The sequence below is a fragment of the Candidatus Enterococcus moelleringii genome (assembly GCF_017377575.1).
GTDB classification, from domain to species: domain Bacteria; phylum Bacillota; class Bacilli; order Lactobacillales; family Enterococcaceae; genus Enterococcus_A; species Enterococcus_A moelleringii.
Map to the genome: position 1 here is coordinate 1 of NZ_JAFREM010000034.1, position 10273 is coordinate 10273.

Here is a 10273-nt window from a genome sequence, read left to right on the forward strand (position 1 = left end):
AATGATCGATCAAACTAGCGTGCAACTTGTGGGCGGCTTAGTCGGGATTTTTCTTCTGTTGTTCCTTCGCTTTCCTTCGATTCCTGCGCCGCCGCATCTCCATAATCAGGTTATAAGAATGCGAATCGGTTTCAGGTTGTGTTCCAGGTGTTCTTTCCTCCAATACTTCATTTGTTTCAGGTGCTGCTTTTACTCCTTCTTTTGGCTTATCAAGAGAGACTTGGGGTGTTTCTGGTAGTGCTCGATAGGTACTTTGTGATTTCAACTCTTCGAGTTTTTTCTTTTTATCTGCTTCATCAACTTCTTCCACATTTTTTTCTTCTATAGTTACTTCTGGTACTTCCAACATAGGCGTGTAAGCCAACATGGACTGGTTCAAGACAACCGGCGCATTGGCTTCACCAAAGAATTCATCGCCAGTAAAAACGGGCGTCTCAATGGTTTCAACATACTTGGCACTAACCACTTCTTGGAATAAACCAACGCCATCTTTTTCAAAGATGTCTAAGGTGGTTAGTAATTCTAGCGACTGTTTGATCTCAGCTGGACTTAGATCGGTATTGGGATCTTTGATACTCAGCTTGTGCTTCTTTCCCAAGCTGTTTAGGAAATCAGTGACTAGTTTAATCATTTCGTGTTCTCCTTTCATCATTTTTTAGCGTAGGGGACAGGGCAGTAAACTCATCAAAATCAGGTGGCAGCTACTTCAATTGGCAATAACTTGGCAAGTGGCGATAGGATCAGGGACTTGGCTTTCTCAATGAAATTCCGAACAGGGAAGACTCTCAAATTTATTCTCTTCCACTCCGACGTCTCGAAGTAATCCTGGAAAAAGTAGATGAATTTCTTCATGGTTTTGGTGACTTTGGTTCGGGTAAATAGATACTTCACTAAATCTTTCAACACCAAAGCAAACTCCTCCGCACCCAACTGATAGCGAACGCGTAAAGCTAATAATAGTTGGATGGTCGTGGCGTTGTCTTGGGTCTCCTCGTAAAAATCCATCATGCGCTGCTCGATGGTGCTTAGTGATAAATTGAAAATCTGGTTGGGTGTGAAGGGTTGCTCTGACATTTGTATCGACCTCTTTCTCATTTTTTTGTTAGTGATTTTTGAGCCGCGTACCGTTCTGCTAAGCAGCTCGGGTGGTGTTTCGGTTTAGATTTATTTAGTAAGAATCCTATTCAATGAGTCTAATTACAATAGAAGGCGATCCCCAACTCCCGCCGTTGTGCGCACAAACTAGTAACAGCGAGAGTTGGTTGGATATCCTATCTATGGGCTTGGCTCTTAGCGACGTTTATAGGCAGCTAAGGCTTCTTGTTCTACATCAAAGACTGGTGTTTCAATCGTTTCCACAAACTTGGCACTGACTAACGTCTCATAAGAACGGACGCCATCTTTTTGGAACAGATTAAGTCCGACAAAATCAGTTAACAAGGTTTTAATTTGAGACGGTGTTTTGGTAATATCCACATCTTTAAAGCTGATCGTCTGGCTTTTGCCCATCGCGTTTCTAAAGTTCACAACTAATTTCTTCATGCTGGTCATCATACTTATTCTGCCCCCTCATTAAGATCTTTGGTTACACGTGATTGCACGGTCATGATCACACTATCGAAGCTGCTTCCTGCTTTGGAAAGCTCCGCCATAATTTCTCCTAATCGAACGACCTCTGCTTCAGGTGGGTTGTCAATCACGTTTTGGAAATTCACTTTCTTTTGTTTGTCTTCGCCTTCTTGTTCGATCAATACTTGTAATTTCGTTCCTAATTTTTGAATCATGTTATTTTCCTCCGCTTTCTGTTTTTGGGTTTTTAGTTTTGATTTTCCTGTTTTTGGTTTCGGGTACCGGCCGGTGACTAAAAGATAAACCATTTTTTGAAATCTGCCAAATCGGCTAATTTTAAAGTAAGCGCTTTAATTTTCGGGTTTTAAATTTAAGAATGCTGATATATCAACATTCCATTTTTTTGAAAGGCCCAAAAAGTGAAAATTAGAGCCAAAATAAAAAGTTAGCGGGATTTTTGAGGAACGACAAAAAAGCACCAGTACCTTTTTCTGACTGCCATTCAGAAAAGATACTGGTGCTTGAGGGATAGATTTATTTAACGTTATTTAAGATATCAGAAACATACGGATAGGTTAATCCCTGCATGTTTAGTTTTTTGCCTATTTTTAGGACTCGTTGAATCGATTGCTCGTCCTCATAACGCTGTTTTAAGGCGTTCTGTGGAAGCGGGAACTCTTGCAGCTCCTCTTGTTGGTTTAAAAAACGCAGAAACGGTGTGTTAGGCAACTCCAAATAATCGCTAGGATATTGACCGGGAATATCTGGATGCAGAAAATCTCTGCGCATAGTGGCTAAAGCAAGTAAGGCAATGGTCGCATGGACGTCAAAGGTGCGTCTCGTCTCAAAGGAACGCATGATCGAACCATCGGTCATTACGAGCTCAGTCTGATCGTCCTCTTCAATGACATCGTAAATTTTTAAAGGATTGACCCAGATAGCGTTATCAATAGAGCCTGACACAGGAAATAAGCAGGCCGTTCTGTTCATCATAGGGAGCAATTTAAGACCAAAGCATTTAAAGTATTTAAGGGCGCGAGCTAATAAGAAATAGTCGAAGCTTTGCAGGACATGCTGATTACTCTTTAGCACGTCAAAGGTTTGATTGGGCGCAGAATAGCATGTACTGTCTGAAATAATCAGCGCAGCATGCTGGTCTAGCACAGGAATGATTAAAGAAGGATAGTGACCTTTTTGAGGCATATAAGGTACCGCATGGGACAGTAATATATCCCAGTTGTTTGAACAATCGGTATAGTCCAACAGTATACCGCTTTCATTGGATGGGTCAGTTTTTGGATTTTCACTTTTTTCATTGGTTGTCGTATCTGTCATAAGCATAAAACGTCCTCCTACCACATTTTTCTTACTAGATCGAGGAAATTGACCGCCATTGTGGAATGTTTCTGACAATTGACTGTTAAAAAATTTTAACAACTCGGAGTACTTATAAAACCTTTTACCTGTCGATAACTTCGTACAGCTCCTACCAGTTGTCCGGAGAACTGGCTGTCAACGATTGATCCAACATTTTCTTGCCGCTGAAACTGTTGGGTGACGAGGATGCACAAAAGCATTGGTTACAGAAGGGGTACCCGATATGAACGGTCATCTTCGACGTACTAGTTTTTTAACTCTGCTATCGCCAAGTGGCTACAGCAATGCAAGTTTATCGCAAAATCCTCAGTTTGTGTAGGGGGTGGCTTTTAAATAACGCTCGTATTTTTGATTTAAGTAAAGCGGGAAAAGGTGGAAACGATCCTCGTATTTGTTAGATCTGATCTTTTTTTCAAAGTTCAATTTGATGAATAAAGAATAAAAATGAAGGATTGAAACTTTATGAGTTGGAAAGATGATAAACTAATTATAAAAGGAGGTTTAAGTTTTTTTGTTGAAACATCCATTTCTTGGTTTACTGAAGACCATGATAGAGCCAATTAAGATATTATGCTTTTTTAATATTCTGAAGTTGATCACTAGCTTTATTATAGATTATGGGTAAAAAATACGCAATATGTTTTAAAAAAATAATCAAAATGAATATTATGTATGATTTTACTCGTAAGCCGAAGTAGCCAAGCGGCTGATAGAAGGCTCTATAGAAGGCTTTTCTATAGACCGTCAAAAATGCCGTCAAAAAACTCAAAGGAAGTGGGACTATGCGTCGAGGAGAGAACATTTATTATCGAAAAGACGAAAGATGGGAGGGTAGATATGTAGTAGGTAAAAAACCAAATGGAAAAACAAAGTATAAATCAGTATATGGAAAAACTTTACAGGAAGTTAGAGAGAAGCTCTATCCTCTTAAGGTGAAGTATCAAATAATATTGAGAGAACAAGGAGAGGTGACTCTTTCCTTCTATGAATGGGGCTTTCAATGGCTTAAGGAAGTGCAAGCAGGAGTTAAGCAGTCTACCTACACCAACTATGAGTACAAATTGGTTCAGTACGTTCTTTCAGAAATTGGGGAGTACAGCTTGAACGAACTGGATGAACAGGCTGCAGAAGAGTTACTAGAAGGCTTAAAAAAACGAGGTTTCGCCCCTTCTATGATCCAGGCTGTTTTCCGTATTACCAAGCAATGTATCAACTTAGCTATAAAGAAAAAGCTAATGAAGGAAAATCCCTTCACGTTAATCAAACTACCCAAGGTAGTAAAAAAACAAAACCAAGCACTATCTAAGCATGAACAAAAGGATTTGGAAACAGTCGCCTCTGAGGAAAAGAAAGGACGGGGAATTCCGGTCTTATTGGCTTTGCATGCAGGGTTGCGGATTGGTGAAATCGCTGCCTTAACGTGGGATGATTTGGATTTTAGAAGCAATGTGATTCATGTTCGTTCCACGTATCAACGGGTGTTCAGCGTACTGGAGAAGAATAAAACGGAATTAATTTACACTGATTCCAAAACGGCATCATCCGTTCGCTCCGTTCCAATGAGCAAATTGCTAAAGAAAGTATTGCTGGAACTAAAACAAGCATCAACAAGCAAATATGTCGTATCTAGTAACAATAAACCGATGGAGCCGCGGCTTTTGACGTATCATTTCCATCAGATTCGCAAAGCAGCCGGTCTTCCGGAGATTCATTTCCATCAATTGCGCCACACCTTTGCGACCCGCTGCTTGGAAAGTAACGGGGATATCATGAGTGTGAGTGCCATGATGGGCCACCGTTCGACGAAGATGACCTTGGACACTTATGCAGGTTCTAACATGGAACAATGCGTCTTAGTAGTCGAACAAATGGAAAAAACAATCGCATAAACCGTTTTCAAAAATTGTAAATTACATTTTTGGGGTGGTTTTTTTTGTTTTTTTCTAGATAGTATCATTATGTAAGAAAGATAATAATAATTGCCTTTGTTTTGGAATTTTCAACGATTCGGTATCCTTTAGTTAAGAATTAGTTAGGGAATATAGCACTTGTTATTAAATTCAACCTTAATAATTTCTTAAGAAAAAAATAATTGAGGATTTTACCCCGTCATTGCGCCGTCATTTTGACTGTGAAATGGCTTTTTTTTGTTGAATTGACGGTCTTTGTGAGACTTGTGTCTTGGTCTTCAGTAGACCAAGAAGCTTATGCCATCTGTAAAAGTATAACACTCAATGAGAAAACGAGTGTCTAAAAGGGTGTTTATTAACAAAAGATAATCAAGTGAAAAAGTAAATGGGATTTGTATTGGAGGAGGAGACTGCATGTTTGGATTTGGCAAACAGAAGAAGGCTGCATTTCAGGAACAACCACAGGAAGATTATTTCTACGATGATTATGACGAAGGGTACGAAGAGGATTATGGCTATGAGACCTATCCCGAAGAGGACTACGATCGGTCGGCTGAACCGCGGGGTGAACGTCGAGCACGTACACGCAATGACAGCTACTCAGAAGCAGACCTTGAAAATAGCGGACCGAGAGAAGCGGCGCGCGGAGTAGAGGAATCACCGTTGCAACAAGAAGTCGAGCGTCTAGAAGAAACCGTTGCTCAGTTAAAACATCAACTAGAGGTAAAACAAACCGAGCTGACAACCATGGCGACGACATTAACCGAAAAAGACCAGCAGCTGCAAGATCTGCAAGCTGAAAACAATAAGAAGTTAAACGATCTTCAAGCCGAAAAAGATAAACAAATCCAACTATTAATGGATCAGTTAGATCAAAGCACCAAGCAGCTGAATCAAACTGAGCAGACTCAGTCAGAAGCTTTGGCAGCAGCGCAAAAAGAAATCGCGGAGCTGAAAAGAGCCCAAGCAGCTAGTGAATCCATGAAGGATGAGTTGGCAAACATTCTAGTGGAATCTAAGAAGCAAGAGAAACAAATCTTGGAACGGGCTGAATATGAAGCTAACGGAATTCGCCACCAAGCCCAACAGGATGCCGATCAGATGCTGCACGATTCGGCGTTGGAATTACGGGTAATGAAGCAAGAGATCAAGAACTATCGCAAACGTCTGCGGGTGGTTCAAGAAGAAACCGCACAATTCTTCGTCAAATTATTAGCCAATAGCGACACTTTATTAGATGAAGAGTAATAGAAGGGATGAACCGCAGTGAAAGCATTCAATAATCAAGTGGCACTGTATCCCACCCCTGCACCGAAAATGAGTAACGAACTGGCGAGTACCGAATTGTTAGTCGCCATTGAGAAATCCTGTGAGTATCTCTATGCACCGGAAGGCAGTTTGAGTGAAGGACAACGAGAGAAGATCCGCAGTCACTTCCAGCAGCTCTTTCAATGGATGGACGGCAGCTATCACTTGGAGCTGTTATTGGAACCAGGCGAGTTTGATTGGCCCAGCTTTTATCAGTCAATGAAACAGTTCTTCCCCCAGTTTGCTTGGCTGAAGGCTCAAACTGAGGAACCTAAATATGGCAAACAAATGTATCGCTTTGACTTTGTCCCTTTAGTCTTTCGCAAAAGCGGCTTTCCCTTTGCGGTTCATTTAGAAGAAAGTCTAGCCCAGCAATTTGCGCTGTCGGCGGAAGAAGCGCTAAAGCATGGCGAGCAGCTGATCCAAGAGTTAGCGGAACAAAACTTTTCTTCTAATAAGAAGGATGAGAAACCACTTCCTCCGATAAAGAACGCTGAGGAGAAAACTCAAGCGGCTGAACACTCGATCGATTTGGTTCAAAAGGAAGATGACAAGCAAGAAACTCAAAGCAAGGCACGCTTAAGAGCAGTCAACCAAAAGCTGGAGATGGTGATCGAAAAGCTGGAACTCTCCATGCTCTACAGCGGCATCCAATACTTCAATCAAGAACGTAAAGAAGAAAGTGACTGGGACAAGCAGATCAAGATCAGCTTGAGAGAGTACACCTACTTATTACAGAAGGCCAGATTCTTAGAACAGATGTGGAATCTGAACGGGGAACTAGTCAACAAAACCGAAAAGATGACGGTGACAGGAAACAAGCTCGTGTATGAACGAGATCAAGTGAAACAAATCAAAGCCAATCTTTCGGCTCGTGACATTCATTTTGTTTTGTACGAGTGCCAAGTAATTGAATCACGGGCCAAGGTTCATGCCCGACCATGGTTTAGAAAACCCTATGTGAAGCTGATGAAAATGGACTACGACAACCTGCTAGGGAAGGCTGCCTATTTTGACTTGCTTCAAGGAGAAAGCTCCATTTTAGAAAAGATGGTGCGGGAACAAAAAGATCAACCAGCTAAAACTGCTGAGGAGGTTGGCTGAGGTCAGAGGATTAAGCCTTTTTCTCGCTGGTCGTTTCCAGCGCAATTAGTCACAGTTTTCGTTATTTTTTATTTGATTTTTTTCGGCATATTTCGAACGTATCACTGGGCATATCCGAAGTATTTCGTTAGTGGCGAATCGATGTTTCCAACCTATAAAGAAGAGGAAGTGATCCAAATTATCTCACATGGCAGACCGGAACGATTCGATGTGGTGGTCTTGCGACCGCCGGAAAATCCAGAAGGACGCTACCTTAAGCGAGTGATTGGCCTTCCAGGCGAGCGAATCGATTATCGAGGCGGCAAATTATTTGTAAATAAAAAAGAAGTAGCCGATCCATTCGGTAAGGAAACGGAGGATTTCAACTGGGGTGAATTTTCGATTGATCCAATTTCCGAAGGCTATTACTTCATCTTGGGAGACAATCGCTCGGTTTCTCAGGATAGTCGTCATTTCGGATTGATTACACGACGACAAATTTTAGGCATCGTCAAAGAGGGGAACACAAAATAAATGAAGACATTACAAGAAAAAATCGAATGGTACACCTTTTGGTATTGGGTCTACTGGCTCTTCTCTTTGATCGTTTTGTTAGGTGTGTTGGTGTTGGGTATTTTCTTCTACTTTACTGATTTTCAAGAGGTCGTCACGGTTAGTCAATTGTTTCTATTGTTACTACTGATGTTGCTGGCTGTGTATTTACGAATGACTGCCTTGCATTACCATTCAGTCCTTTTGAAGTTGAAGCAAGCGGCTGCTCGACCAAGAAGACCGAGAGGACGTCATGAGAACCGACCACCGCAGGAAAGGCGGAAAGCTGATGAAGGGTAAGGCGCTGCTGGTGATCAGTTGTTTTTTGTTGACCGGCTATCAGCCACAGGTGAAACAGGTATTGGCGGAGACGAAGGAATCTGTCGAACCGCAACAAGAGACCTTCCAATCGGAAGTCAGCAGTAGTTCACCAGCTCCAAGTCTCGCAAGTAGCCAGCCGATGGAACAAAGTTCGGTGAAAGAATCTTCTGTTTCTTCTATTAAAGAAGAACCTACCGAAACAAGTGTCGCTAGTTCATCTGATGAAAGTCAGTCACCTGCGGAATCAACACCAGCAGCTGAACCACCGGCTCAAGCAGTCAAGGAAGTGATCCAGCCACCTGCCACACCGGCAAAGGTGGAAGAGAACTATCAGTTTTCGGTGGTTAAGAATCAAACCACTGAAGAATTCATTCAGACCATTGGCAAGGATGCACAGCAGATCGCCTGGGATGAAGATTTATATGCTTCGGTAATGATTGCCCAAGCAATCCTAGAAACAGGATCAGGCAACAGCCAACTGGCAAGACCCCCGTATCATAATTTGTTTGGTATTAAGGGGAGTTATCAAGGGAAACAAGTGAATTTCAATACACAAGAAGATAAAGGAAACGGACAACTATATACGATTCAATCGAATTTTCGCCAATATCCCAGCTACAAAGAGTCTCTGGAGGACTATGCGGAATTGTTGAAGAATGGCCTTTCCGGCAATCCGAGTTTCTATCAAGCAACTTGGAAAGAAAATGCCGCGACTTATCAAGAAGCAACTAAAGCGTTGACTGGGAAATACGCGACCGATACTTCCTATGATAAGAAGCTGAATACCTTGATTGAGACCTATGAGTTAACGAATTACGATAAGGAACCAAAAAAACAAGAAGAGACTCTTGATTCTAAAGAGCAGCAATCGGAATCCAGTGAAGCAGTTCCTAAAACAGATGAATCAACTCAATCAACAGAGGAAACAACGCAAGCTCAACAAGCAATTGTCAGTAAGACAAAACAACAGGCGGTTATTATCCCACCTGTCACACAACGACCAGCGAAGCAACTATCAGGCAACCGACCAACACAATGAAAGAAGGGGAACTATGACGAGACAACGTGATTACCGAGATCGAGATTATGATTTCGACGACCAGCCGCCATATCGTGAGCGTCCCCCTTCCAATCGACGACCGCCAAGACGGTATGAAGAAGACGAGTACGAGGAAATGGATGATCGGCAGGTGTATCGAGGTCGACCTCAATATCGCGAGCCGGCTCCGCAAAGAGATTATGCGCGTCCGCAACGTCCGAGGGGGCCGCGGCCAGATTCAAGAAGGCCGTCAAGCCAAACTGGTCCGCAGCCACAGTATAGAAATTCACGACCTGCTTATGATTACGATACGCGGGATAGGGGAGTACCACCGCAACGACCGCGAGCACCGTGGCCACCCCAACAAGGTGCACAACCATTGCAAGCGGCGAAAAAATCAACCAATCGAAAGATATTCTTGTTTATCTACAATTTGTTTTTCTACACCTTAACGATTGGCATTTTGCTTAGCTCATTGATGTTTGCCTTTAGTGAAAAGTCTGATGCTGCAATTTTCGGCTATCGCTTTTATCAGGTATTGACGGATTCGATGGCAACACAGCCTGATTCGCCATCTAAGGGATTTTATTCTGGGGATATTGTCCTGGTGAAGATGATGGATGGCAGTCAAGTGAAGGAAGGCGACGTTGTTACTTTCCAAGTGGGTGAAGGAAATCGTTACTTGACTCATAGAATGGTGGAACGTTTAACAGAACTGAATGGTAAAGAAGGGGACTTTATCGTTACCAAAGGGGATGCCAATAAAAGCAATGACCCGCCAATAGATGCGAGTCGGGTCTATGGCAAGGTAAACTTTGTTATTCCCAAAATGGGCAGCATCTTGAATTTTGTTCAAGAAAATCTTTGGTTGTGTCTAGTTTGTGTACTATCGACCTTCGGGTTCTTCTTGGTGCTCAAAGCGTACTTTTTACAACCTGATCCAGCACAAGAAATGAATAAAAGAAACAGGTATTCAAATAGGGTATAACCGCTTGTTTAGACAAGTGTTTATATAAAAACAAAAAAGGAAAAATATGGGAGGAAAAGAAATGAAGAAGAACAGTAAGAAGAAAAAGCTGATGGCTGCAGCGGCAGCTTTAGCGTTAATCGCAGC

The 10273-nt window shown here is 42.1% G+C and carries 12 protein-coding genes; 7 read left to right on the plus strand and 5 right to left on the minus strand.

Features of this window, described 5'->3' with window-relative positions:
* Window positions 1-37 precede the first annotated feature (37 nt).
* The 5 genes from JZO70_RS20360 to JZO70_RS20380 form a co-directional block, all read right to left on the minus strand.
* Window positions 38-631 (minus strand): DUF2922 domain-containing protein, encoded by a 594-nt coding sequence (locus JZO70_RS20360; protein WP_207675533.1) that lies wholly within the window; start codon window positions 629-631, stop codon window positions 38-40.
* Between the two features lie 59 nt (window positions 632-690).
* Window positions 691-1074, minus strand: a complete 384-nt coding sequence (locus tag JZO70_RS20365) for a hypothetical protein (protein ID WP_207675534.1) — start codon at window positions 1072-1074, stop codon at window positions 691-693.
* A gap of 216 nt (window positions 1075-1290) precedes the next feature.
* Window positions 1291-1554, minus strand: a complete 264-nt coding sequence (locus JZO70_RS20370; protein WP_242704048.1) for a DUF2922 domain-containing protein — start codon at window positions 1552-1554, stop codon at window positions 1291-1293.
* Window positions 1555-1556: 2 nt separating this feature from the next.
* Window positions 1557-1784 carry a hypothetical protein gene (locus tag JZO70_RS20375; RefSeq protein WP_207674819.1) on the minus strand — a complete coding sequence of 76 codons (228 nt, stop codon included), beginning with the start codon at window positions 1782-1784 and terminating at the stop codon, window positions 1557-1559.
* 319 nt (window positions 1785-2103) lie between these two features.
* Window positions 2104-2910: a hypothetical protein gene (locus JZO70_RS20380; protein WP_207675535.1), complete on the minus strand. Its 807-nt coding sequence runs from the start codon at window positions 2908-2910 to the stop codon at window positions 2104-2106.
* Window positions 2911-3728: 818 nt separating this feature from the next.
* Here JZO70_RS20380 and JZO70_RS20385 point away from each other — a divergent pair.
* From JZO70_RS20385 to JZO70_RS20415, 7 genes are all read left to right on the plus strand, one after another.
* Entirely contained in the window at window positions 3729-4835 is a 1107-nt protein-coding gene (locus tag JZO70_RS20385; RefSeq protein WP_207675536.1) for a tyrosine-type recombinase/integrase, read from the plus strand.
* A gap of 435 nt (window positions 4836-5270) precedes the next feature.
* Window positions 5271-6104, plus strand: a complete 834-nt coding sequence (locus tag JZO70_RS20390; RefSeq protein WP_207675537.1) for a hypothetical protein — start codon at window positions 5271-5273, stop codon at window positions 6102-6104.
* Window positions 6105-6173: 69 nt separating this feature from the next.
* Window positions 6174-7268 carry a hypothetical protein gene (locus tag JZO70_RS20395; protein WP_207675542.1) on the plus strand — a complete coding sequence of 365 codons (1095 nt, stop codon included), beginning with the start codon at window positions 6174-6176 and terminating at the stop codon, window positions 7266-7268.
* Between the two features lie 87 nt (window positions 7269-7355).
* Window positions 7356-7781 carry a signal peptidase I gene (gene lepB, locus JZO70_RS20400; protein WP_430748907.1) on the plus strand — a complete coding sequence of 142 codons (426 nt, stop codon included), beginning with the start codon at window positions 7356-7358 and terminating at the stop codon, window positions 7779-7781.
* Complete coding sequence (locus JZO70_RS20405; protein WP_207675538.1) at window positions 7782-8099, plus strand: hypothetical protein; 318 nt, start codon at window positions 7782-7784, stop codon at window positions 8097-8099.
* A complete protein-coding gene (locus JZO70_RS20410; protein WP_207675539.1) occupies window positions 8089-9159 on the plus strand; it encodes a glucosaminidase domain-containing protein in 1071 nt (356 codons plus the stop codon). Before JZO70_RS20405 ends, JZO70_RS20410 begins: the two co-directional genes overlap by 11 nt.
* A gap of 13 nt (window positions 9160-9172) precedes the next feature.
* Window positions 9173-10147, plus strand: a complete 975-nt coding sequence (locus JZO70_RS20415; protein WP_207675540.1) for a signal peptidase I — start codon at window positions 9173-9175, stop codon at window positions 10145-10147.
* The last annotated feature ends 126 nt before the right edge of the window (window positions 10148-10273 follow it).